Genomic DNA, 24,183 nt, shown 5'->3' with positions numbered 1-24,183 from the left:
CAGGTTCACGCGGCGATGCGCAATCCGGTCTTTTTCAAGATCCGGGTTGAGAACAGGATGTCATGCGAGCGCGCGGCAGTACCGATCAGTTCCGCGATTTGGGCGACCTTGCCCCTGACCTCCTCCCGCGTATGGCCGTGCACCATGGCGAACAGGTTATAGGGCCACAGCGGCAGATGGCGCGGACGCTGATAGCAATGCGTGACCTCGTCGAGCGCGCCTATCTTCGCGCCGATGCCGGCAACGGCATCGTCCGCCACGTCCCACACCGACATGCCGTTAGCCGTGAAACCAAGCGCGTAATGATTGGGGATGGCGCCAATTCGCCGGATGGCACCCTCATCAAGCAACCGCTTCAGCCGGGCGATGACGGCTGCCTCGTCGATGCCAACCTGCTCGGCGATCGCCCGATATGGCTCGCGCACCAGGGGAAGGCCAGCCTGAGTAGCCGCAACGATCCTGCGGTCGACGGAATCAAGCAACTTCACACCTCCACGCGGAAGCCGACGAAAAACTCACTCACCTTGGGCATGGCAAGGACCGCGAGACCGGTTTCCGACTCGATTTCAGTTAACACCCGGGCAATTTGCCGGGGGTCTTCCGCGGACACGACGAACCACATATTCAGCGCGTGGGTGCGCTCGTAGTTATGCGCAATTTCGGGATGGGCGTTGACCTGGTCCGCTACTTCATCGAACCGCTCGGGTGGCACAGCGACAGCTGCAAGACAGACGCCGCCACCGAGCAATTCCGCATTCCACAGTGGACCGAAGCGGCTTAATTGTCCCGCCTCAACCAGATCGCGGACGCCTTCGATCAGTTCGTCTTCACTCAATCCAAGTTCCGCCCCTGCGTCGCGAAAAGGCCGCCGCGTTAACGGAAATCCGCCTTGCAGGCCGTTGATGATCGCTTTCCCCGTCGGATCGATGACCGGCATCAGTTCGACCCTTGTCTGGAATTAGAGAAGACAGCGCCGCGTTGCTTGAAGCAACGCGTCGAAAACAGCACCGCCTGCTTGTTCAAGCCGGTATCGGCCAGGAGATTGATTTCGTCGATGACCGCGTAAGCGTCATGCCGGGACTTGGCGTGAACCATGCAAAAAATGTTGTAGGGCCAGTGCGGGAGACGGCGCGGCCGCCGGTAGCACAAGGTGACGTTCGGATTGCGCGTGAAACTGGCTGCGACGGCATCGACCATGTCATCCGGCACGTCCCACACCGCCATGGCGTTGGCATGGTATCCGAGCTTGTCATGGCGCACGACACAGCCGAAGCGCGTCACGATGCCGGCGGCAGTTAGATGGTCCAGCCGGCCGATGACGTCAGCTTGATCGAGATCGAGTTGCGCGGCAACCGCCCGGTAAGGCTGCTCGACCAACGGCAGGCCGTCTTCGATTGCGGCAAGGATGTTGCGATCTCGCGAATCGGGACGATAGTCGCCGCGCGGGCCGGCTGCTTCCCGCCTCTGCGGACGCGCGGCGCCGAGCGGAAAGCCGAGACCAAGGTGGTAAGCTCGGAGCATCGGCAAATCGATCACGTCGAGCCCGGTCTTATGCCTGATGCGCTGGATCGCCACGGCAATCGCGCTAGCATCCGTGCCCGCGATCACGAACCAGAGATTCAGCGCATGCGTCCGCTCGTAATTATGGGTGACCAGCGGCTCGCGGCTGACGATCGCCGCCACCTCTTCCAGCCGCTCGGGGGGAACCTGCAGCGCCGCCAGCGTGCTGGCGCCGACAGTGTTCGGCCGGACCACCGCGCCGATGCGCGAGATCACCCCGATCTCGTGCAGGCGCCGAAAGACCCCGATGGTTTCGCGTTCATTGAGCGCAGCGGAACGGCCGACGACCTCGAAGGGTTTGTCGACCAGCGGGAAATTGTGCTGCCAGCGATCGACCAGTGTCAGTTCGGCGGGATCCGGGCTCATTGTCCAATCCTCGTTGCACGTGCGGTGAAGAAAATGCCGGATGGCTTTTGCGCTGGTATCTGCCCCTTCTTCGCAAAGGTCGCAGCGTCGTAGATATCGACGCGGTCGGCGTCGCGCAGCGAGACCCAGACCTCGTTGCCGCGCGGCGTGAATTCCATGTGCAGCACCGCAGGTCCCGGCGCGAAGCGATGGATCACCTTCAGTGTCAGGGTATCGACGATGTCGATGGTGTCGTTGAGCGGATGGGCGAAATTGACCCAGACATGGCGGCCATCGGGGCGCGCCACCGCGAACACGGGCTGGCCGTGGGTGGCCACGCGGCCGGCCTCGGTGAAGCTGCGCGTATCCACCGCGATCAGCTCGTGGCGGCCGACCGCCGGCAGCAACAGCCTGTCGCCGATCGCCGCCCAGCCTTCGAGATGCGGCATCTTGTAGACCGGCAGCGGCTCCTCGCCGTGGCCATAATGGTCGAGGATGCGCTCGGCCTTCAGCGGCGACTGCCACATGTCGACATGCACCACGCCATCCTCGCCGAACAGGCCGGCCAGATAATGCCGGCCGTCCGGCGTGACGTTGCCGTCATAGGGCAGCTTGCCGACCCCGGTCAGCCTGGTGATCGCCGGGGTCTCGACCTTTGAAAGATCGGCGATCCAGATTTCGCCGGCATCGTAGAGCGCATAGGCGAAGCGGCGGCCCGGCAGATCGACGAGGCCCACGGTTTTCGAGGCCTGGCCGTCGGCGCCCGTGGCGGGAATGTCCGCCACCTGTGCCAGCGTCCTGGCGTCGAACACGCGCACCCCGCCCGGCTCGTAGTTGGAAACCGCGATCAGCTCGCCATCGTCGGAAATGGCGCCTCCGATCGAATTGCCCGCCTGGACCACGCGCCCGGCGATGGTCGCCGTGAGCAGGTCGATCCTGGTCAGTCCGCCATCGCGTCCGAAGACATAGCCGTAGCGCTGATCCGGCGAGAACACGACCGAGGCATGCGAGAGATCGCCGACGCCCTCGACTCGGCCGATCGTTTGCCGGGCGCTGGTATCGACGATCAGCACCGAGCCCGTCGCACGCTCGATCACGAGGCCGAGGTTGCCGGTGCCGCGCAGTCCGTCGGCAAGCCCGATAGACGGCATCGCAAGCAACAACAGAACAGCAAGACATCGCGCGACGACGATCATGGCAAATTTCCTTGCTTGAGCCGGTCGGCGATCCAGCGCGCATCGAGCTCGGAGAGCAGCGGACGCCACGGCGGCATCGGCGTACCCGGTATGCCATCGAGAATGATGTGGACGAGCTGGTCGCGATCCCACGGCCCGAGTTGCTCGACGGTCAGGGGCTTTCCGAGCCCGCCCTTCAAGGTCAGCCCGTGACATGAACCGCAGTCCTGCCGCACCAGATTGGCCAGTTTGACCGGATCGGGCGCAGCCTCGCCGGCCGAGGCCGGCGCCATCGTCGCGATCAGCGCCAATGCCGCGTTAGGCCACAACCGAGATCGCGCGGGCGTCCGTTGCATCGTTGTGCTCATTGCGCTGCATGGCGATCGCTGCGACCCGACCGATGATGAACAGAACAGGACCGGCAAAGCCTGCCTCCCGGGCCACCGCTGGAAGTGCTGCGAGCCAAGTGCATATTCGCTGCTCCTGAAGGGTCGTGCCTTGACACACCGCAACAACCGGGGTGTCCGGCGACAATCCGTTGGCGATGAGATTTCCGGCGATCTCCTCGATATTGGCCAGCCCCATGTAAACGACGAGCGTCGTCTCCGGGTCTGCCAGGTTCGCCCAGTCCAGATCCAGCGGCTCGTTCGCCTTGCGATGCCCGGTGACGTAGCGCACCCCGGTCGCAAACCCTCGATGGGTCAGCGGAATTCGCAGCGACGCGGCGCAGCCCTGCGCCGCGGTGATGCCGGGAATGACCTCATAGGGGATCCCGGCGCGCTCGAGTTCGGCCGCCTCCTCGGAACCGCGGCCGAAAATGAAGGGGTCGCCGCCCTTCAGCCGCACCACGGTCCGGCCGGCCCGGCCGAGCCGCACCAGCATCTCGTTGATTTCTTCCTGCGGCACCGGATGGAAGCTTGCCTGCTTGCCGACGTTGATCCGGGCCGCGCCATCCCCGATCGTGGCGAGGATGCTGTCGGGCACGAGGCGATCGTAGACGACGACGTCCGCCTCCCTGATCACCCGCGCCGCCTTCAAGGTGAGCAGTTCCGGATCGCCCGGGCCGGCCCCGACCAGGTAGACTTTTCCAACGCTCATGGCGCGCTCCGCCCGGCTTTGACTTGTTGGGTCAAGGCGGCGCGGTAATCCTGCTTGCCGCGCCGTCTCACTGTCTTCGTCTTCAGGTCCTCAATAGACGTCGTTGCGCGTGTTATGGACGTTGAACTTGCCGGTCGGCGTCACCAGCCGCTTGTCGCGGATGACCGTCTTCAGGGTCAGGGTCTTGTCATCGACCACGACGATCGCCGATTCCTGGGCCTTGTTGTTCCAGACCGAGAACCAGACTTCGGTGCCGTCCTTGTTGTACTCGCCCTGCACGACGCGGCGCGCGCCTTCCGAAATCCCGGACCATTGGCCGATCGGAAGCACCTTGTATTCGGGCTTGTCCTTGGCGAGATCCTTGATCTTGAACACCGCGACCGAAGAGGAGATTTCGGCGTCGGTATTGAGCGGCGTATCGACGTAGAGGTTATCCGACTTCGGATGGGTCTTGATGAACAGCGACCCGCCGCCCTGGCCGTCGACCTTCTGCACGACCTTCCACGCATTCGCTTTGTGCTTTTCGGGGTCTGTGCCGATGAAGGAGATCGTCTCGCTGCCGAGATGGCTGGTCGCCCAGACCGGACCGTATTTCGGATGCAGCAGATTGGCGCCGCGTCCGGGATGCGGGGTCTGGCCGCCCGATTCGATCACGCTGACCAGCTTGTCTTCCTTGGTATCGACGATCGCGATCTTATGACGAGCGTTCGCCGCCACCAGGAAGTAGCGACCGGTCTTGTCGAAACCGCCGTCATGCAGGAAGCGCTCGGCCTCAATCTCCGTCACCTTGAGGTTTTTCACGTCTTTGTAGTTGACCAGAAGGATATGTCCGGTTTCCTTGATATTGACGACGAATTCCGGGTTGAAGTGCGAAGCCACGATCGAGGCGACGCGCGGTTCCGGGTGATATTCCTGGGTGTCGTAGGTCATTCCGCGCGTTGACTCGATCTTGAGTGGCTCGAGCGTTGCGCCATCCATGATCACGTATTGCGGAGGCCAGTAAGCACCGGCGATCGCATACTTGTCCTCGTAACCCTTGAACTTCGACGTCTCGATCGAGCGCGCTTCGGAACCGACCTTGAGTTCGGCCACGGTTTGCGGCGGATCCATCCAGAGATCGACCAGGTTGATCTTGGAATCGCGACCCACCGTGAACAGATACCGCCCGGAGGCCGACATCCGCGAGATGTGCACCGCGTAACCCGTCTTCAGGATGAGCTCGATCTTCTTGGTGGCGCCGTCGACCAGCGCGACTTCGCCCGCGTCGCGCAGCGTCACTGCGAACAGGTTATCGATGTCGAGCTTGTTCATTTGCTTGGTCGGCCGCTGCGCGACGGGCACCAGGACTTTCCAGCTCTCCTTCATTTCCTTGAGGCCAAATTCAGGCGGCTGCGCCGGCTCGTTGAGCAGATAGCGCGCCATCAACTCGATGTCGTCCTTCTGAAGGTCGCCCGAGGTGCCCCAGTTCGGCATTCCGCCGGGAGATCCGTAAGTGATGAAATCGCGCAGATAGTCGAAACCGAGCTTCTTGGTGAGGTCGGGCGTCAGCGGTTTTCCGGTCGCGCCTTTGCGCAGCACGCCGTGACAGCCCGCGCAGCGTTCAAAATAGATCTGATTCGCCTTGTCGAATTCAGCCTTTGTGAGGACCGGCTCGCCGGGCTTCGCGCCCGGCTGCTCGGTTGCCTTTTCACCAAGCACTTCCAAACTCGGCTGATATTGACCGCCGGGCGTCGTTTTATGCTGTTGAATATCGGCAGGAGCGGGCTTGGCGGGCTGTTGTTGCGCGTATCCCACCGCCATCGGGCCAAGGTAGAAGATACTCGCGGCTGTGATGCCGCCTGTGAGCATTGCAAGCACATAAGCGTGACGTCGCATCGCATCCCTCCGCGTGAAGTTCGATGCTCAGCTTATGCCCCAAGCTGAGGCAGCGTTTCCTTGACCGCGGTCAAGGACGCGGTTTGACGCAGTTTGACATAGCTCAATGCTGCCCTGGCCAAAAACGGCCCATCCAAACCCATGCGAAGCAACGTCATCGTGAGCAGGCTCTCCATAGCGCGCTGGATGTCGCGCATTTTCGCTTCGATGGTACTGACGGCGAGCGGCGCCCAAGCCGCCGACCTCGGAATTGCCAAGCAATTTTTTCCACCGGACAATTTTTCGGCGATTGAGCAGCCGCAGGGCACTCCACCGGCCGCAACCGTCCGCGCCTCCGACGGCCATATCCTGGGCTACGCTTTCTCGACCTACGAGGTTTCCGGTTCGGTCGGCTATGCCGGCCGCCCACTCGATATCGTCGCCGCGGTCACGCCCGAGGGCATCATTGCCGGCGCCCAGATCGTGGCGCATGAAGAGCCGATTCTCGTCATCGGTATTCCGCGCGAGGCGCTCGTCGCCTATGTGGCGGGCTTCAAGGGATTCGATATCCGCGCCGGCGCCGGGCTCAAGCAAACCAGCGACCTCGCGCGCGGCCCGCACGCGGTGGCGGGCGCCACCATCACCAGCACCGTCATTCGCGATGCCATCGTCCGCTCGGCACGGGTGATATGGCGCAGCCGAGGCGCTGCGGCGGAAAATGTGGCGCGGCTCGACCGCGAAACCCTGCGCCGGTCTTCCTGGCAATCTCTGCTCGCCGAGGGCGCGGTGCAACGGTTGCTGGTCTTGCGCGGTGACGCGGCCAAAATGCTCGGCACCAAGGACAACGAACCGGACAAGCCGTTCATCGATCTCTGGCTGACGCTCGCCACCCCGCCGCCGATCGGCGAAAGCCTGCTGGGGCAGCGGATCTACGAGAGCGAACTGGCCAGGATCGGTCCCGAGGACGATCTCGTCCTGATCGGCGCGACCGGACTCTATTCCTTCAAGGGTACCGAATGGCGGCGGTCCGATTCGTTCAACCGCATCGAAATCATTCAGGGCGGCCGCGCCATCCGCCTGAGGCCCGCCGACCATACGCCGGTCGAGGCGCTGCGGGCGGCGGGCGCGCCCGAACTGCGCGAGATCGCGGTGTTTCGCATCGCGCGGGCGAGCGGCTTCGATTCGACCAAGCCGTTCCGGCTCGATCTCGATCTCGGCACCCCGGCAGCCGCGGCTGGCCCGGCGGTGGTCTCGCTGGATTACCGCATCCCCGACCGCTATCTGGTCGCGCCGGTGGTTGCGCCGGCAACGGCACTGCCCGACAAGGCCGCGCAATCCGCGGCCGGCCAGGCGCCGCTATGGCAGGATATCTGGTGGGCCCGAAGCTACGAAATAGCGATGCTCGGGGCGATGCTTGCCGTGCTCGGCGGCATCCTGATCTTCCAGGATACGGTGACCGCGCACGGCCGCTTCTATTATCGGCTGCGCACCGGCTATCTGCTGCTGACTTTCGTTTTCCTTGGCCTGATCGCCAACGCGCAGTTGTCAGTCGTCAATGTCCTGACCTTCATTCATGCCTTGCTGTCCGGATTCCGCTGGGAGCTGTTTCTGCTCGACCCCATGGTGTTCCTGCTCTGGAGCTTCGTCGCGATCAGCATGCTGTTCTGGGGACGCGGCGTATTCTGCGGCTGGCTCTGCCCGTTCGGGACGCTGCAGGAACTTACGAACCATCTCGCACGGCGACTCGGCATCAAGCAGATCGAAATTCCCTTCGGGCTGCACGAGCGGCTCTGGATGATCAAATATGTGGCCTTCGTCGGCATCCTCGCGATCTCGCTACGCTCGATCATCACCGCGTTCCAGTTCGCCGAGGTCGAGCCTTTCAAGACCGCGATCACGATGAAATTCCTGCGCGAGTGGCCGTTCGTGCTCTACGCGGGAATCCTGCTGTTCGCCGGGCTGTTCATCGAACGGTTCTACTGCCGCTACCTCTGCCCGCTCGGCGCGGCACTGGCTATCCCGGCGCGCATGCGAATGTTCGAATGGCTCAAGCGCTACCGGGAATGCGGCTCGGAATGCCATGTCTGCGCGCGGAGCTGCACCGTTCAGGCGATCCATCCGCTCGGGCAGATCAATCCCAACGAATGCATCTACTGCCTGAAATGCCAGGCAAACTACTTCGACCATGACGTTTGCCTGCATCTTAAGAAGCGCGCGGCGCGGCGCCAGCCGCTCGCGGCCGCGGCGGTGCCGAACACCGCAAGCGTGCGATCGAAAGGAACCGGCGATGCGACCTGACGCTCCGACGCGCCGCCGCGTCATCACGATTTTCGCAGCCGCTGCCGCCAGCGCCGTGACCAGCGGCCCTGCCCGGCCCGAAGAGGCCGACTACGCATGGCGCGGCGTTGCGATGGGCGCAGACGCCACCATCCTGTTCAACGGGGTAGAATCGAACGCCGCCCGAAGCGCGATCGCCGCCGCGGCGGCAGAAATCGATCGTCTCGAAGATGCACTGAGTCTGTTCCGGGCCGACTCGGAATTGCGGTGCCTGAACCGTGACAAGGTGCTGCATTCGCCGAGCGGCGACATGCGCCGCGCGCTGGCGCTGGCGCTCGACATCGCCGGCCGCAGCGGGGGCCTGTTCGATCCGACCGTCCAGGCGCTCTGGGAAGCTCATGTCGATTGGTTTGCCGCGACGCCCGATGCCGGCCTGCCCCCCGACGGGATTATCGCCAAAACGCGTGCAGCGGTCGACTGGCGCCGGATCCTGCTCGAGCCCGACACCATCCGTACCGGAGCGGATCAGCGCCTCACGCTCAATGGTCTGGGCCAGGGTTATGTGACCGACCGGGTCGCAGACCTGCTGTATTCACAGGGCTTGCGGCATGTACTCGTCGACCTCGGAGAACAGCGCGCGGTCGGTCCGCGCCAGGGCGGCGCGCCGTGGCTGGTCGCCCGCGCCAATTCCGCGCCGTTCGCACTGACCGGCGGCGCACTTGCGACATCGGAAGGCTCAGGCTGCGTGCTCGGTGCGTCCGGGGCAGCGCATCATATTTTCGATCCGCGCAGCGGCCGCAGCGCCGCACATTGGAAGAAAATCACGGTGCATCATCGCTCCGCGGCCGTCGCCGACGCACTGTCGACAGCCCTCTACATCGCTTCGAGCGATGAAATCGAAGCTCTGGTCCCGCGCTTTGCGGGAACCGTCATATGGGCTACCGACCATGATGGACGCGAACTGCGATGGATTTCGCCTCCGGTCGATGGGACCGTAGACTGAAATCCATCTGCCGCGACCGACCCGGAAGACGGCCGGCGCCGCCCAGCTACTTGGTCTTGCCGTCTGCGTCGTACTGCTTGAGGTAGGCCCAGAGACTCTTCGCCTCGCTCTCATTCTTGATGCCGGCGAACGTCATCTTGGTGTTGGGGATCTTGGCCTTGGGATCCTTGATGTAGTCCAGGAACGATTCCTCGTTCCACGTGATGCCGGAACCCTTGTTCCCATCGGAATAATTGTATCCGGCCATCGCCCCGGATTTGCGGCCATCCAGGCCGTTCAGCAACGGACCAACCTTGTTTTTCGCGGTCGGACCCACATCGTGACAAGCGGCGCACTTTTTGAACGAGGTTGCGCCGGCTGCCACGTCCTGCGCACCTGCACCGCCCACCGATACGATCGAGATCGCAACTGCGGTCAAAAGCCGTTTCATCGTCATCGTCTCCTTCTGCTGGATGTGTTGTACTCGATTTGACCTGGCCGGACTCCGAAAAACCGTTTTTCACTCGGGATGCGCCCCAAGCGCCTTGTGCAACCTCGCGTCATGAGTCTCGAAATGCCGGGAGAACCACGCATCAAGTCTTTGCGCGAGCAGTTGTTCGTTGACCCCGGCGCCGGCTTCAAAATCTTCCATGATGTCGCGGATTTCGTCCAGCAGACGCTCATGATCATTCTTGTGCTGGATCAGTTGGTTGTAACCACGCTCTCGCATGAAACGCTCCTCGAGCGCAAAATGAGCCGAGATTGCCTTGAACAGGTCGCCGAAGAAATCGAGAACCGCGTCCTTCGATCCGCGCGACGTTGCCTCGTCGTACAGACGATTGATGAGTTCGATGAGCTCCCTATGCTCGTGATCGACAGCGGCAATTCCGACGCTGTAACGTTTCTCCCAATGCAGCAGGCCCATGATCCCGTCCTCAGCGAAAGATGAACTCGCCGCTCTCCGGCCGGTAGTCGATGATGAACATCTGGCTCGGTGCGAAATCCACGGTACCGTGACGCTCGTGATCGAAACCGTCGGCGCGCGCGGTGTCTCGCATGCGCACGGCGACATCGTATTTTCCGGCCGGCATCACGAAGCGCTGATAGACCCGCGACGGGCCATCGCCGGCAATCCCGGTCGGCGGCAGCTCCGCAGCATAGATCTTGCGGCCGTCGATATCGAGTTCGACATAGAGGGACCGGCGTACCCGCGGGCAATCCTGCACCCGGCGCATGTTCGGCGCCAGCTTGGCGATTTCCTCCGGGGTCAGCCTGCGGCATTCCCCCTTGCGGTCCGCGCCATGCACGAAGGTCAGCATCATCATGCCGGAACCCTCGGGGATCTGCCGATAGACCGGCCGGTCGGACAGCCACGCCACGCCGGCGAACAGCGCGGCAATGACCACGAACTGGCCTGCGAGCCTCAGTACCTTCGTCATGAATCCCCCTTCACTTCGGCGGGTTCACGATTCTTGCCGGGGCGGGACGCGATGCTGGTCGCCAGCGGAGACCGCAGACGCAGCGGCGGCAGGCGGGCAATAGTGGCAGCGAATGACGCGATGGCGGATTGGGCTTTGGTCACCTCGAGCGCGGAGGCCCAGATCGTGGCAATCCGGTCGCGCGGAACCCGCGCGCGCAAATAGGGATCGCGCTGCCCGGCAAAGCGCTGCTCGGTCCATTGGATACCGAGGCGGTTGTAGCAGGCGCTCTCCGCGCAGCCCGCGACCACCACGCCGTCGGCGAGGTCGCGGCTGAGGACGAAGTCGATCAGCGACGGCGGCATCATCGCGACACAGGGCATGACGACCGTTCCATCGAGGCGTCCGCCGGCGGCGCCGTGTTCGCAGGCGAGCACCAGCACGCGCCCCGGCTTGGTCAACGTACCGGCGGCGGCGATGACCCGCTCGCGCAATTCCTTCAGCGAATAGTCGGGCAGATCTATACCGGTCTTGAGATCCTCCGAGCGGCGGAACGGCGTCGAGGAAGGGCAAGCGCCGACGCAGATGCCGCAGGACACGCACAGCGACGGATTGACCTCCGCCTGGGTCGGAAACGGCATGCCGTCGGTGCGACGCACCATGCGGATGGCTTCGTAAGGGCAATCCTCGGCACATCGCGCGCAGCCATTGCAATGCTCAAGATCGATCTGCGCCGGCTTCACCCGCCGTAGCGGCGGCAGCCATGGCATCAGCGCGATCATCAGCGAGAACGCGCCGAGAAAGGCCCAGACCGCGCCGTTGCCCCAGATGTTGGTCAGGGGATAGAGCGGCAGATAGAGCCAGTCGAGACCGACCTCGGCTGGCACCTTAGCCAGATCGGCGTGGCCCTGCGACAGCGCGGGCTTCCAGATCGATACCGCGAGCAATGCCGCCAGCGACAGCAGCGCGAGCGTCCGCGGCGGGTTCATCTTCGGCCGTGAGATGCGGATGATATGGATCCACATGATGAAGAGCAGGAACAGCGGCACCGCCACATGCATGAACACCATCAGCGAGAAGAAGCGGCTGGTGAGCGTACCGGTGGAAATGAAATTGCGCGCAATCGGCTCCCCGAAAATCGGAAGCCAGTCCAGCAGCTCCGACGAGACGATGGCGACATACTGGGCAAGCTTGTCCCAGACCAGCCAGTAGCCGGTAATGCCCGAGGCGTAGAGCAGCCAGATGATCGGCAGGCCGGTGATCCAGGAGAACCATCGAACACCGCGATAATGATCGAGCGAGAATTCACGCAGCAGATGCACCACCACCATCACGACCATCAGATCCGACGCATAGCGATGAAAGCTGCGCATCACGCCGGCATGAAACCAGTAGACCTGGGTCATATGTTCGACCGATTGATAGGCCCGCTCGATGCCGGTATCGAAGAAGATAAACAGGTAGATCCCGCTCACCGCGACGATCCAGAAGAAAAAGAAACCGAGCGCGCCGAGCTGCGCGAGCGGATTGAGCTGCGGCGTGAACAGGCGCTCGAACGGCCGCTCGATCAACGAAAAGCCTGCCCGAAGCACGCCGCGGATGGCGCCGATCACATTGCTCTCCGTTTCATCCGGCCCCGGCCGCTCACGCGTGCGCCGAGCGAAACCATTCCCGCAGAATGAGGGCGCCCATGACGAGGAGGGAGAATGCCGCGATCACGCCGCCGAACACCAGCCCGAAATCGATACGGTAGCGGCCGGAGCCGGGATCGTAGGCGGTGCAGATGAACTTGATGCGGTCCACGATTCCGCGGAACGTGAACGAGGTCGTGGTGCCGTAGACGACGTCTTTGAGCGGCTCCATGAACATCTGCAGCGGAAATTCCTCGCCATAGACGTGGCGGTAGATCCGGCCCTCGCGGTCGACGACCGTGGTCTGCGTCAAATGATCGAAGCCGCCGGCTACCGCGCGGTAGCTGAAGCCGAGGTCGCCCAGCAGCGCTTCGATGGTCGCGGGATCGGCGCTGGCCACCCGCCAGTTCGGCGATTTGATACCCTGGATCGATGCGAACTGGGTCAGCCGCGCCGGCGTATCGTTGCGCGCGTCGAAGCCGACCGTGAGCACGTTGAAGCGGTCCAGTCCGATCATCCGTCCCGCCTCGTTCACGGCGTCGATGACATGCTGGGTGGTCGGCGGGCAAGCCGAACTGCAGGCCGTGTAGACCAGGCTGATCACCAGCGGCTTGCCGCGGTAGTCGCGCAGCGCCAATAGCGCGCCGTTCATGTCGACCAGCGTGTAGCTGCCGAGGGCGCGTCCAAGCGCCAGCGTTCCCTTGGCGACCGTCGCGGCGGGATCGAGCTGCGGCGACGCGGGCGCGGCGGAAACCGGCGCGACCAACACACAAGCGAGCGCGGTCGCCGCACATGCCGCAACGCAGCCCCTGGTCATAACCAATGCCTGACGGCGCTGGCGAGCAGCGCCCCGGCGATCAAGAGCGCCAGTTGCACCAGCGAAGCGAAGAAGTTCGCCATCGCATTCTCCTTGGAGGGGACGCGATACAGCTTCACGCTCTTCCAGACGAAATAGCTGCCGCCAATTCCGGCGCCGAGCCCATAAAGCAGCCCTTCGCCAAACCACAGCGGCACCAGCGAAACTGCGGCGAGCGCGACCGAATGGACTAGAATCGCCAATGTCCAAGCATAGGCCGGAACAACCACCGGCAACATCGGAATGCCGGCGTTGGCGTAGTCCTGGCCCTTGGCTGCCGCGAGGCTCCAGAAGTGCGGGGGCGTCCACAGGAACAGCGCCACCGCCAGCGCGGTCGGGATCACCTGCGGCGACGGGTCGACGGCCGCAGCTCCTGCCAGAACGGCGAAACTTCCGGCAAGACCACCAATTACGATGTTCCATGTGCTGCGGCGCTTCAGCCACACCGTGTAGAGGATGCCGTAGGTGAACGCGCCGAGGAAGACGTAGCCCGCCGCCACGTTGCCTGCGGTCACCGACGCCAGCCCGAGCGAGGCTGCGAGCAGTCCGACAAATCCGACCAGCCACCACGGACTCGGCTTGAACGTTCCGCTGGCGAACGGGCGGGCGCGGGTACGCCGCATCAGCCGGTCGAGATCGCGTTCGTAGTAATGGTTGAAGGCGCCTGCCGCTCCGGAAGCGCCCAGGACAGCCAAAGCGAGCCCGATGATTTGCCACCACGCCAACGCCGGGCCGCTCGCGACCGCGATTCCGGCCAGTGCGCTTGCCGCAATCGCGACTCCGATCCTGAGCTTCAGGAGCGAGATCGTCATCCCGACTGCGGCGCGCATGTGATTTCCTCCCTGAGTATCGACGGCGATCAGCGGAACAGCCAGAGTTCCGACAGATATTTCCAGTTGATGAAGTAGTAGAGGACGAAGCAGACAAAGAAGATCGCGACCAAAATCACCGTGCCCGGAAGTTTTGGTGTCTTCTCGCTGCCATAGTGCGAAGCTGCCGCGCCGCCTCCGGCGTGCAGCGGGAAGGTCAATTTGTGACCGGCCTTGATCTTCTCGCCGAAGAATACCGTGCCCACGACGACCAGTATGAAGATGATGCCGCCGAGCGCAGCGATGATCGCGAAGATGCCGTTGAGGCCCATCATCAGGAACGCGCCGGCGGAGTGAGCGAATGACAGATTGGCGTCGCTGAAGGTGATGTCCCAATGCCGGCGCGCGACGCCGAGCGTGCCGGCCCCCATCATGAACAGCGAGATGCCGGCGGCGCCGATCCCGAACAGATAGGGCTGGATCTTGGCGAGCTTCGGAAAGAGGATTTCGCGCTCGAACACCAGCGGCAGTACGAGATAGGTCGCGCCCATGAAGGCGAGCGTCGTCCCAGCCACCACGGTGCCGTGAAAGTGGCCGGGCACGTAGATCGTATTGTGCATCAGCACGTTGAGCTGTTCGGTGCCCAGCACGACGCCGGAGATGCCGCCGATGAAGCCGAAGAACACCAGCGACAGGAACATTCCGGCGAAGGCCGGATGACCCCACGGCGCCTTGCGCAGCCATTCGAACACGCCGCGATTATAGCCGTTCTTGCGCTGCGCCGCTTCGATCGCTCCCGGCACGGTCAGGCCGTGAACCATCGAGCCGAGCACGGCCAGATACATCATGTAGCTGGTGTTGACGATCTTCCAGCTCGCATCCAGCGCAGGATCGGCCAGCAGATGGTGCGCCGAGGCGAGCTGCAGGAACAGGATGTACATGAAGAAGGCGGTACGGCTCACCTTCTCGCTCAACGGCTTGGCGCCGACCAGAAGTGCTGCGGTCAGGTACCAGAGCGATACATGCGCCGAGACGTTGATCTGCTGCGAGGAATGGCCCATCGCCCACCACACCACCTTGTACATCAGGGGATCGATGTCGTTGATCAGGCCGAGCGACCACAGCCAGGTCGGGACCAGGATGATCGCGCCCGAGGCGATCGTGAACACCGCGATGATGGCGGCGGTGAGCGCGCCGAAGGTCACCAGCGGAATCGAGCCCTCATAGGTTTTTTCCTCCTTGGCGATGACGAGCGTCGCGAAGAAGATCGCGCAGCCAATCAGCGCGCCGACCGCGAACAGGATCAGGCCGAGATAGAAATGCGGCTGGGCCTTCATCGGCGGATAGGATGTGAACATCACGCTGGAATCGCCCTGCAGCACCGCCACGTTCGTGGCGATCGCGCCGACCACCATGAGGACGAAACCGAGCCAGGCAAGCTTTGGCGCCGCCAGCCGCGAATTGAGCAGGATGGCGGACGCGAAATAGAGCACCGCGATTTCGAAGAAGATGATCCAGAACAGCAGCACGTTGGCCCCGTGCCCGGTCAGGATCAGGTAGAACCAGTCGGCCGGGAGCAGATGCACCGCCGGCCAGCGCGTCAACGCAACCAGCAGGCCCATCAGCCCGCCGATGGCGAGAAACACCACCGCGGCTACGGCATTTGCCTTGATCAGCGCCTGCGCCGCGGTATCGACCTTGAGGCCGGTATATTGACAGGTGCGGAACTCTGCCTGCGCAGGGACGGCACCGATGACGGTTTCTGCGGTCATGAGCCTACCTCCCCCCAGCGAGGCGCTGTTCGGCCTCGGCGCGTTTCTGGTCCGTGACGTAAATCTTTCCGGTCATGGTGTGATGACCGATCCCGCAAAACTCGTTGCAGATGATGCCGAACTCGCCGCTCTGGGTCGGCGTCAGTGAAATCACGTGCTCGTAGCCCGGGTGAACTGAAATGTTGATGTTGGTGGGCTGCAGTGAGAAGCCATGCATCCAGTCGATCGACGAAATATGGATCCGGTAACTGACGCCCTTCTCCAGCTCGAGAATCGGCCACCACTGCCACAGCCGGCCGAGCAGATAGACATCGGCCCCGGCTTTGGGCTTGACCACCGGTATGCCCTGCTCTTCGCGGACCTGGAACTTCTTGGCGAACTCGTCGACCTTCGCCTCAAAGGCCGACGGTGCAATGCGGTAGGCTTCCTTGCTGAGATTTTGCTGACCGATAAAATGCCAGACGATCATAAAACCGAACATGAACAGGCCCCACAGAAAGGCGAGTACGATCCAAACCAGTTCGACTCTCTCGATAGGCTCGTTCCACCAAATTCGCTGTTTGGGCGGTGTCGCGGCCATGTCGATCTCCCCTTCTCATAAAGATTCGCGCATTTGCGCGGGGTGGGTGCGGCTTGCAGTCTTCATTTCGCCAGGGGGACCGACGCGATTTCCATCACGCCCCAGATCAGATAGAGCACCGTCGGTAGCGTCACGCCGAGAAACAACAACAGGAACGGACTATCGAGAATCCGCTGCATCGTCGGCATGCGCTCGGAACTCGCTTGTTTTGGCGAAGCCTCTTCAATCGGCGACATGGCGGCACCTTCGGCGTTCGATAAGGACGGGTAAATTTATCCCTTATGCGAGTTGCATCCTTGACCGCGGTCAAGGATACGAGGGTTCGCAACAGAAATAGTTCACTATGATGGAAAGGCAGCCTGCGGCTCGGACCGGATACCGCTTCTGGCCGATTGGACCTGGGCTCTATCGTCTGGGAGTGGTCGTTGCTGTCGCAGCGGTCGCGATAGCGGCGTGGAGGCAGCGCCCCGGCAGGCCCGCTGCCGCTCCAAACATCATGCTGCTTTATGTTGGCGCCGAAGATTGCGCGCCTTGTCGGGCATGGAAAAGCGGAGAAGGAACCGCCTTTTTCGCATCGCAAGATTTCGCGCGCATTACCTACCGCGAGGTCAAGTCGCCGCATCTCCAGGACGTATTGAACGACGAAAACTGGCCGGATGAAATCCGTATCTACAGGAAACGTTTGCAGCGCAGCGACGGGGTGCCGCTATGGCTGGTCATCTCGGATGACGAAATCGTGGAAAAGCAGTACGGAGCGGCGCAATGGCGCGCTAACATATTGCCCAGGATCAAATCATTCCTGCGCTAAGTATCGGCTTGGAAAAGTCGGCTTTCGATATTCGCCCCGAAACGATGCCAATTCCTCTTTAGATGCCAATTCCTCTTTAAATGGATCGATGCGATCCTCCGGGCCGCCCCTCGTTAGCACGGGACTCCATAGTTCTCGCCGGCATGCCGCGCGCCCTGATTCGATCGCTGGCGATGAGAACTCGAAGCCGCGCGACATCGCCCACGATTACATCCGACGCGCGAACATCCACGCCCGCCGATCGAAGTTTTGCAAAAGCCCGAGAAAGCGATTCTGGCTGGAGCCCAAGCCGCCCGGCGATCAACGATTTGTCATAGGGCAGCGAAACGGTACAGGGGCCATCCTCGCACGAGCAAAGGGAGGTGAGGAATTCCGCCACTCTCTGCAGGGCGCTCTGCGCCGTAAGCTGCTCGACGCGCTGGACCAATCGATGCAGATGCTGCGATGTCGAAGCGATCATCGCAATCGCGATATCGGGCATCTCGCGGATGCAGCATACAACGTGGCAGGCGGGAATCTGGAGGATCCGGGCATCGGTGGCGGCCGAGGCGGCGGCCGGATAACGACCGGACGTGAAGGCGACTGCTTCGGCGAAACTTTCGCCTTTGGCGAAGACGTTGAGAACGGCTTCGTCGCCGGCCGGGGTGATCCGATATAGCTTGACCCAGCCTTCGATGACGATGAAAAACGCCGCCGCGGTCTCGCCCTGCCGAAACAGGGTCTGGCCAGATTCGAGAGCTATGACGGTAGCCTGCGCGAGAAGGGTTTGCACGGTCCGCGGATTGAGGCCGCTGAGCACGGCTATCTGTGAGGCGACCTTCAAATCATCAGGCGTCGGAGTCACGGTTTGCTCCTGACGTTTCCGTCGCGTGCACTGTCGGCAAATTTGATCGATACCATGCGTGGTGTCTTGACTTAAATCAAGTGTTTGGAGGCGCCGCCTCATTTTTTGGAGCCTGTCCCAACCCTGGACAGGGCTGACAATTGCGGGATGCTCGCCGTGCGGGCAGGCCGGATGACTGCCGTATCTACGATGCGGATATGTCGGCCATTGCCCGGAGGCCGGCGGCACCTGCCCCGCGCATCGTCGACAAATTCGTTATGATATCCACTGACGGAGCGCATTGCAAAAGCCTGGGCGCGCTTGACCATGATCAAGGAATTGAATCGGCGCCAAATCATAGACTGAGGCTAAACTGCTTGGGCCTGCATCGCAGGGAGCGCCGATCAAGGTATGCGACCTCTGGCAAGCGCACTTGATAACGGATTTGAGCGGTTCTTCGCATCGCTTTCATCCTACACCGTCGACCGTTTGTGCCGCAATTCGGCATTCGAAGTCGTTCCAGCGAAGACGATATTGTTCAAGAGTGACACGATCCCGAATTCGCTCCTTGTGCTGGGTAACGGCGTTGTCCAACTTTTTCAATCAGGGGACGGGCGGGAAATAACTTTCCTAATCGTGGAGTCGCTGGCCTGTCTCAACACCGCCTTTGTCTTGAACGGAACTCGACTCCCCGTTTCTGCACGCGCGATCGAATCGTGTTCAATTCTAAGCATTCCAGCCGTCGTCGTCCGACGGATGTTCAGTACCGATGGAACGTTCAGGCAGTTTATCGTTGACGATCTGACATTCACTCAGAGCATCATGCTGCGGGAGCTGGTCAGCCTGCGCACAGAAACGACATTCGAACGTCTTAAAGATTGGGTTGTGGCGGCCATTCGCGAAGCCGAATACGCAATCTCGATCGATCTGCCTTATGGCAAGTCGCTGCTTGCCTCGCGGCTGGGAATGGCCCCCGAAACCCTGTCGCGGAATCTCGCCCGCCTGGAAAAGTCCGGCGTTCACATGGAGGAACGGAAGCTCCGTATCACAAATCTGGAAAAATTTCGTCAACTCGCCGGAATCGACCCCGGGCAATCGTGATCACCGCCGTCATCCAGACAACGTCCGCCTCTTGCGATCAGAACAATCCATGTGTACCGCCGACTGCGCCCGGCACGGTTACGACGGCGAGCAAACTCACGACCAGATGTCCGCACAACGCCAGACGGAAAGTGCCGTCGGGATCACGTTGGGCGCGCGCATCAAACCACGCGTGTAAGAACAGCGGTTCGGCGACGAAGAGCATGATGGCGAAAATCGTCCACAGACCGAACATCGCGTCGAGCCACCAGAAGCGTGGGTCAGCGATCCGTCCCCAATGCTCATAGGTATACAGCATGTAGAAACCTGACACGCCGACGAGAAGCGTCGTGCGCGCCTGCGTGGCGAAACGGCGTTCGAGTGCATCGAATAGCGCGAGGCGGCGCGACGCTTCAGTCTCAAGCAAACTCGGCAGGATGACGAGCGTGACGAACAGAAGCCCGCCGATCCAGTGAACGATCGCCACGACATGAACCGCGCGCGCAACGGCCAGTCTCTGGATGCTTTGTCGAGACCAAATGCCCGCCTGTTATTCTCGATGGACCCGGTCACACTTGCCCGCAGCCAACCTGCTCCGTCGCCCCGCCGCTGCGTTCCTCATAAAAGCCAAAGCCGTCCCGGCGGTAAGACCGGGACGGTGAGTGAGTTATAACAAAAGTGGTTGCGGGGATAGGATTTGAACCTATGACCTTCAGGTTATGAGCCTGACGAGCTACCGGGCTGCTCCACCCCGCGTTAAACCTTTGCGCGCCTTTGAGAAAACCGTTGCCGCAACGGACCCGGTCCGCGCTTTTTGGCGCCGATCGATCCCGTCTGGAGGCTTCCTGAGAAGGCAACCCGGGCCGAAGCCAACGGGCGCGAGGCGTATGTATCAACCAGGCACCGCCTTGGGAAGGGCAAAAGGCCGGTTTTTCAGGTTTTTGTGGCGCCCAAAACGTGGTTTTTTGGACCGCAATCGGCCCGGCCGAACCTCCTGCTCGCAATGAACGCAACAGCCAGGCTAACTCAGGGGAGCGCGCGTGAGCGATACATTCGATTTCGTGGTGGTGGGCGGCGGCTCCGGCGGCTGCGCGGTGGCGGGGCGGCTTTCGGAAGATCCCAGGACGTCGGTGGCGCTGCTCGATGCCGGGGGCAAGAACGACAATTGGGTGGTCACGACGCCGTTCGCGCTGGTGCTGATGGTGGCTGGCCCGGTCAACAACTGGGCGTTCAACACCGTGCCGCAGGCCGGCCTCAACGGCCGCATCGGCTATCAGCCGCGCGGCAAGGGGCTCGGCGGATCGTCCGCGATCAATGCCATGGTCTATATCCGCGGCCACCGCAGCGACTACGATCAGTGGGCCTCGCTCGGCAACACCGGCTGGTCCTTCTCCGACGTGCTGCCCTACTTCAAGCGCGCGGAAGACAACGCCGATTTCGGCGGCGAGTACCACGGCAAGGACGGCCCGCTCGCCGTCAACAAACTGCGCACCGACAATCCGGTGCAGCAGACCTTTCTGCAGGCGGCGCAGCAAGCACAGTTTCGTCTTCGGGAAGATTTCAACGCCGAGGACCATGAGGGGCTCGGCACCTATCAGGTGACGCAGAGGAACGGCGAGCGCTGGAGCGCGGCGCGCGCCTACATCCATCCGCATATGGATAGCCGCGCCAATTTGCGTGTCGAAACTTTCGCGCAGGCGACCCGCATCCTGTTCGAAGGCAAGCGCGCGGTCGGCGTCGAGTACCGGCAGCGCAGGGAGCTGAAGCAGATCCGCGCGCGGCGCGAGGTGATCGTTTCCTCCGGCGCATTCCAGACCCCGCAGCTCCTGATGCTGTCGGGCATAGGCGACGGCGCCGCGCTCGGAAAGCACGGCATCGAAAGCGTGCATCATCTGCCCGGGGTCGGACAGAACCTGCAGGACCATCCCGATTTCGTGTTCGGCTACCTGTCGGACAATCCGAATTTCAACGGCCTCTCGCTCAAGGCCATTCCGCGGCTGCTGCGAGCCATCGGCCAGTATCGGCGCGAACGCCGCGGGCCGATGACCTCGAATTTCGCCGAATGCGGCGGTTTTCTGAAAACCCGGCCCGACCTCGAGATACCCGACATCCAGCTGCATTTCGGCATGGCGCTGGCCGACGATCACGGCCGCAAGCGCCATACAGGCACCGGCTTCACCTGCCATGTCTGCCTGCTGCGGCCGAACAGCCGCGGCAATGTTTCGCTCGGCAGCGCCGATCCGTTCGCGGCGCCGCGCATCGATCCGAATTTTTTCGGCGATCCTGCCGATCTCGAAACCATGGTCGCGGGCTTCAAGACCACACGGCGGCTGATGGAGACGCCGGCGCTCCGCGCGCTGCAGAAGAAGGACATGTTCACCGAAGGCGTGCGCACCGACGACGATATCCGCAGCGTGTTGCGCGCCCGCGTCGATACCGTGTATCACCCGGTCGGCACCTGCAAGATGGGCGTCAACGACCCGATGGCCGTGGTCGACCCGAAGCTGAAAGTCCATGGGCTGGAAGGCCTGCGCGTGGTCGACGCCTCGATCATGCCGACGCTGATCGGCGGCAACACCAATGCGCCAACTATCATGATCGGCGAGAAGGCCGCCGATATGATCAAGGCGGAGCTGCGGACGGGCTGATTGGAATGCCGAAGGTTTCCGGTGCGTCGCGGCGAGCGAAACGGTAGGCACGCGCAAAAGCGCGTTGCGCAATTTTGACTGTCCGCCAGCACCGTCATTGCGAGGAGCACTTGCGACGACGCAATCCATGTTCGCCACGTAAAGAAAGGATGGGTTGCTTCGTCGCAAGTGCTCCTCGCAGTGACGGCAGACATACCTTCGCATTCTCGCGGCGCTGATCGTCTGAGGTATGCAGGGCCGCGCCCCTCGAAAGAAAAGAGGGAGCAGGGAATGCCGGGTGCGCGCTGCACCCGCGGTCTCGTGTGCAAAGTGCACAAAAGAAAGCGTACACGAGCATACAGGTTCAGCGGAGGCAATCCGGCATTCCCTGCGCAATGGCTTTACGGCTTATGCCGTGATCTCCCCGGCGACGAATTCGTCTTGTCACCGTCATCGGCGAATTGAATGGCTTTGCCGAACCCGGTTGGGTCTGCGAAAACCTCCGCCGACTTGACACCAGCAACGGGTGCCATGACCACACGGTTTCAGGTATCGCTGGAAAGTGGGGGCTGGACATGACGGACCTCCGTCGCAGCATGCAGCCCTCGCATCCACACAGGCCCTATGCCGACCTCACAGAGGCTTCCGCCTCACGGAACGCGGCTGAGTTCAGATTGATCCAGATCAATGCTCCTGGCGCAACAGCAAGCATGCTTTCTACCCGGCTTCCTTCACTGAGGGGGCAAGCTTCCCTTCCCGCCTGAACAAGAAGCGGTTCAACGTGTTCTGTTGGTCATGCTGCCATTGGCAAATCTTGCCATCGGCAAGTCCTGGCAAGGCAAGTCCTGGCAAGGCAAGTCCTGGCGAGGTTCGATATCGAGGGTCGTCACATGGCAACCATCAAGCAACTGCTCGATAAAAAGGGCCATGCGGTGGTTTCGGTCCGCCCGGACGAGACTGTTTATGATTCCATTAAAAAGATGGCGGACAAGAACATTGGTTCTATGGCCGTGATGGAGGGCGACAAGCTCGTCGGCATCATTACCGAACGCCACTATGCCCGGAACGTGGTGTTGAAAGGCCGCGCATCACCCAAGACTCTGGTCCGCGACATCATGGAAACGAACGTGGTTTTTGCGCGACCTGATCAATCCGTGGAAGACTGCATGGCCATCATGACCGAAAAAGCCGTGCGTCATCTTCCCGTTATCGAACAGGGAAAAGTCGTGGGAATCATTTCCATTGGGGATTTGGTGAAGGATATCATCAGCGATCAGACATTCGTCATCGATCAGCTGGTGCACTATATACACGGCGCCGTGTGACATCAGTTCGAAGGGCGGATTGGAGCCGACCCCGTCCGCCGTAGCTCAGCGCATTAATGTGATACGGCAACGGTGGATTGCTTCGCTCGCGCTCGCAATGACGCGGAAAAATCATGGTATCGATTGTCGCCCGGGTATCGCTGCGCTCATCCGGGCTACGGCTCTGCGATTTTCAGTTCAGCAAAAACCCGCCATCCACCGTCACCACGCTGCCGGTCATGTAGCGCGAGGCGCCGGACGCCAGCAGCAGGATCGCGCCGTCGAGATCGGATTCGGCACCGACCCGGCGCTGCGGAATCCGTTTGGTCAGTTTCTCGCCCGCCGGGGTCGACCAGAATTCGTGATTCATCTCGGTGTCGATATAACCGGGCGCCAGGGCGTTGACGCGGATGCCGTTGCCGGCAAGCTCCAGCGCCATCGCCTTGGTGGCCTGGATGATGCCCGCCTTGGAGATGGTGTAGGGCGAGAGGAACTTCATCACGCCGAGGCCGAGCACGGAGGCGATATTGACGATGTTGCCCTCCTGCTTGCGCGCGATCATCCGCCGCGCCATTTCGGTGGCGAGGAAATACGCGCCCTTGAGATTGGCGTTGATCACGGCATCCCAGTCGGCCTCGGTCTGCTCTGTCGACAATTTTTCGATCGCGATGCCGGCATTGTTGACGAGCACGCTGATCGGGCCGAGGGCGGCTTCGGCGGCGTCGATCGCCTTGCCGATCGAGGCGATGTCGGTCACGTCCATCTGCACCGCGGCGGCGCGGCCGCCTTTGGCCTTGATCTCCGCTTCAAGGCTCTTGAGCTTGGCGGTCTGGCGCGCCGCCAGCACGACGGCTGCGCCATGCGCCGACAGCACGCGGGCAAATTGCCGCCCGAGCCCCTGCGAGGCGCCGGTGATCAAAATGGTTTCCTGGCGGACGTCGAACAGGTCTGACATGGCGGATTCCGTAAGGCACGCGATATGCGCGCATTGATACCTGCGATTTCCGCCGGCGCAAGGTTTTGCGGCAATCCTTGGGCCTTATCAGGGCCGTCGATGTTGGCTACAGTGGCCGCACCAACTTCGAAAAAAACAGCTGACACGGGAGTGAAACAGTGGATCTCGGTATCAAAGACCGCCGCGCCATCGTCTGCGCATCGAGCAAGGGCCTGGGCCGCGCCTGCGC

Annotated in this window: 27 protein-coding genes and 1 tRNA gene; 6 read left to right on the top strand and 22 right to left on the bottom strand. The window is 62.1% G+C overall.

Annotation, left to right across the window (positions count from 1 at the left end):
* Nucleotides 1–5: 5 nt before the first annotated feature.
* From WCE35_RS14800 to WCE35_RS14765, 8 genes are all read right to left on the bottom strand, one after another.
* The gene (locus WCE35_RS14800) at nt 6–488 is read right to left on the bottom strand and encodes an AsnC family transcriptional regulator (RefSeq protein WP_424594088.1); all 483 of its coding nucleotides are present in this window, start codon (nt 486–488) and stop codon (nt 6–8) included.
* On the bottom strand, nt 485–937 hold the full coding sequence (locus WCE35_RS14795; RefSeq protein ID WP_424594087.1) for an Lrp/AsnC family transcriptional regulator: 453 nt from the start codon (nt 935–937) through the stop codon (nt 485–487). Before WCE35_RS14795 ends, WCE35_RS14800 begins: the two co-directional genes overlap by 4 nt.
* The gene (locus WCE35_RS14790; protein WP_424594086.1) at nt 937–1,926 is read right to left on the bottom strand and encodes an Lrp/AsnC family transcriptional regulator; all 990 of its coding nucleotides are present in this window, start codon (nt 1,924–1,926) and stop codon (nt 937–939) included. Before WCE35_RS14790 ends, WCE35_RS14795 begins: the two co-directional genes overlap by 1 nt.
* Nucleotides 1,923–3,101 (bottom strand): cytochrome D1 domain-containing protein, encoded by a 1,179-nt coding sequence (locus WCE35_RS14785; RefSeq protein WP_424594085.1) that lies wholly within the window; start codon nt 3,099–3,101, stop codon nt 1,923–1,925. The genes WCE35_RS14790 and WCE35_RS14785 overlap by 4 nt, the downstream gene beginning before the upstream one ends.
* The gene (locus WCE35_RS14780) at nt 3,098–3,436 is read right to left on the bottom strand and encodes a c-type cytochrome (RefSeq protein ID WP_424594084.1); all 339 of its coding nucleotides are present in this window, start codon (nt 3,434–3,436) and stop codon (nt 3,098–3,100) included. The genes WCE35_RS14785 and WCE35_RS14780 overlap by 4 nt, the downstream gene beginning before the upstream one ends.
* Nucleotides 3,399–4,178, bottom strand: a complete 780-nt coding sequence (cobA, locus tag WCE35_RS14775) for a uroporphyrinogen-III C-methyltransferase (RefSeq protein ID WP_424594083.1) — start codon at nt 4,176–4,178, stop codon at nt 3,399–3,401. The genes WCE35_RS14780 and cobA overlap by 38 nt, the downstream gene beginning before the upstream one ends.
* 90 nt (nt 4,179–4,268) lie before the next feature.
* On the bottom strand, nt 4,269–6,053 hold the full coding sequence (locus WCE35_RS14770; protein ID WP_424594082.1) for a cytochrome D1 domain-containing protein: 1,785 nt from the start codon (nt 6,051–6,053) through the stop codon (nt 4,269–4,271).
* Between the two features lie 32 nt (nt 6,054–6,085).
* Nucleotides 6,086–6,250, bottom strand: coding sequence for a hypothetical protein (locus WCE35_RS14765; protein ID WP_424594081.1), 165 nt, complete (start codon nt 6,248–6,250; stop codon nt 6,086–6,088).
* On the opposite strand from WCE35_RS14765, the gene WCE35_RS14760 reads away from it, so the two are divergent.
* Both WCE35_RS14760 and WCE35_RS14755 read left to right on the top strand, forming a co-directional pair.
* Complete coding sequence (locus WCE35_RS14760) at nt 6,240–8,330, top strand: 4Fe-4S binding protein (protein WP_424594080.1); 2,091 nt, start codon at nt 6,240–6,242, stop codon at nt 8,328–8,330. The genes WCE35_RS14765 and WCE35_RS14760 overlap by 11 nt on opposite strands.
* A 112-nt stretch (nt 8,331–8,442) precedes the next feature.
* A complete protein-coding gene (locus WCE35_RS14755) occupies nt 8,443–9,312 on the top strand; it encodes an FAD:protein FMN transferase (RefSeq protein ID WP_424594079.1) in 870 nt (289 codons plus the stop codon).
* A 46-nt stretch (nt 9,313–9,358) separates the two neighbouring features.
* On the opposite strand, the gene WCE35_RS14750 is transcribed toward WCE35_RS14755, so the two are convergent.
* From WCE35_RS14750 to WCE35_RS14710, 9 genes are all read right to left on the bottom strand, one after another.
* Nucleotides 9,359–9,742, bottom strand: a complete 384-nt coding sequence (locus WCE35_RS14750) for a c-type cytochrome (protein WP_424594078.1) — start codon at nt 9,740–9,742, stop codon at nt 9,359–9,361.
* Between the two features lie 69 nt (nt 9,743–9,811).
* Nucleotides 9,812–10,216 carry a bacteriohemerythrin gene (locus tag WCE35_RS14745; RefSeq protein WP_424594077.1) on the bottom strand — a complete coding sequence of 135 codons (405 nt, stop codon included), beginning with the start codon at nt 10,214–10,216 and terminating at the stop codon, nt 9,812–9,814.
* A 10-nt stretch (nt 10,217–10,226) separates the two neighbouring features.
* Complete coding sequence (locus WCE35_RS14740) at nt 10,227–10,730, bottom strand: hypothetical protein (RefSeq protein WP_424594076.1); 504 nt, start codon at nt 10,728–10,730, stop codon at nt 10,227–10,229.
* Nucleotides 10,727–12,322 (bottom strand): cytochrome b N-terminal domain-containing protein, encoded by a 1,596-nt coding sequence (locus WCE35_RS14735; protein ID WP_424594075.1) that lies wholly within the window; start codon nt 12,320–12,322, stop codon nt 10,727–10,729. Before WCE35_RS14735 ends, WCE35_RS14740 begins: the two co-directional genes overlap by 4 nt.
* Nucleotides 12,323–12,353: 31 nt before the next feature.
* Complete coding sequence (locus tag WCE35_RS14730; RefSeq protein ID WP_424594074.1) at nt 12,354–13,157, bottom strand: SCO family protein; 804 nt, start codon at nt 13,155–13,157, stop codon at nt 12,354–12,356.
* Nucleotides 13,154–14,026 (bottom strand): heme o synthase, encoded by an 873-nt coding sequence (gene cyoE, locus WCE35_RS14725; protein ID WP_424594073.1) that lies wholly within the window; start codon nt 14,024–14,026, stop codon nt 13,154–13,156. Before cyoE ends, WCE35_RS14730 begins: the two co-directional genes overlap by 4 nt.
* Nucleotides 14,027–14,055: 29 nt before the next feature.
* Entirely contained in the window at nt 14,056–15,777 is a 1,722-nt protein-coding gene (locus WCE35_RS14720; RefSeq protein ID WP_424594072.1) for a cbb3-type cytochrome c oxidase subunit I, read from the bottom strand.
* Between the two features lie 4 nt (nt 15,778–15,781).
* On the bottom strand, nt 15,782–16,357 hold the full coding sequence (locus WCE35_RS14715) for a hypothetical protein (protein WP_424594071.1): 576 nt from the start codon (nt 16,355–16,357) through the stop codon (nt 15,782–15,784).
* Between the two features lie 62 nt (nt 16,358–16,419).
* Complete coding sequence (locus WCE35_RS14710) at nt 16,420–16,593, bottom strand: hypothetical protein (protein ID WP_424594070.1); 174 nt, start codon at nt 16,591–16,593, stop codon at nt 16,420–16,422.
* Nucleotides 16,594–16,775: 182 nt separating this feature from the next.
* On the opposite strand from WCE35_RS14710, the gene WCE35_RS14705 reads away from it, so the two are divergent.
* Complete coding sequence (locus tag WCE35_RS14705; protein ID WP_424594069.1) at nt 16,776–17,165, top strand: hypothetical protein; 390 nt, start codon at nt 16,776–16,778, stop codon at nt 17,163–17,165.
* Nucleotides 17,166–17,241: 76 nt separating this feature from the next.
* On the opposite strand, the gene WCE35_RS14700 is transcribed toward WCE35_RS14705, so the two are convergent.
* Complete coding sequence (locus WCE35_RS14700; RefSeq protein WP_424594068.1) at nt 17,242–18,009, bottom strand: Crp/Fnr family transcriptional regulator; 768 nt, start codon at nt 18,007–18,009, stop codon at nt 17,242–17,244.
* Between the two features lie 390 nt (nt 18,010–18,399).
* Between WCE35_RS14700 and WCE35_RS14695 the strand changes: the two genes are divergently transcribed.
* Nucleotides 18,400–19,089: a helix-turn-helix domain-containing protein gene (locus WCE35_RS14695; protein ID WP_424594067.1), complete on the top strand. Its 690-nt coding sequence runs from the start codon at nt 18,400–18,402 to the stop codon at nt 19,087–19,089.
* Nucleotides 19,090–19,126: 37 nt separating this feature from the next.
* On the opposite strand, the gene WCE35_RS14690 is transcribed toward WCE35_RS14695, so the two are convergent.
* On the bottom strand, nt 19,127–19,555 hold the full coding sequence (locus WCE35_RS14690) for a hypothetical protein (protein ID WP_424594066.1): 429 nt from the start codon (nt 19,553–19,555) through the stop codon (nt 19,127–19,129).
* Nucleotides 19,556–19,747: 192 nt separating this feature from the next.
* Nucleotides 19,748–19,824, bottom strand: a tRNA-Met gene (locus WCE35_RS14685).
* A 284-nt stretch (nt 19,825–20,108) separates the two neighbouring features.
* Between WCE35_RS14685 and WCE35_RS14680 the strand changes: the two genes are divergently transcribed.
* Nucleotides 20,109–21,716, top strand: a complete 1,608-nt coding sequence (locus WCE35_RS14680; RefSeq protein ID WP_424594065.1) for a GMC family oxidoreductase — start codon at nt 20,109–20,111, stop codon at nt 21,714–21,716.
* Between the two features lie 869 nt (nt 21,717–22,585).
* Entirely contained in the window at nt 22,586–23,020 is a 435-nt protein-coding gene (locus WCE35_RS14675; RefSeq protein ID WP_424594064.1) for a CBS domain-containing protein, read from the top strand.
* Between the two features lie 172 nt (nt 23,021–23,192).
* Here WCE35_RS14675 and WCE35_RS14670 read toward each other — a convergent pair whose 3' ends face one another.
* Nucleotides 23,193–23,954 (bottom strand): SDR family NAD(P)-dependent oxidoreductase, encoded by a 762-nt coding sequence (locus tag WCE35_RS14670; RefSeq protein ID WP_424594063.1) that lies wholly within the window; start codon nt 23,952–23,954, stop codon nt 23,193–23,195.
* A partial coding sequence (locus WCE35_RS14665; protein WP_424594062.1) for a hypothetical protein occupies nt 23,915–24,183 on the bottom strand: 269 nt, incomplete at its 5' end. The genes WCE35_RS14670 and WCE35_RS14665, both read right to left, overlap by 40 nt.

The organism is Bradyrhizobium sp. (assembly GCF_049691595.1).
Lineage (GTDB): Bacteria > Pseudomonadota > Alphaproteobacteria > Rhizobiales > Xanthobacteraceae > Bradyrhizobium.
This window is presented reverse-complemented; position numbering and strand designations above follow the sequence as displayed.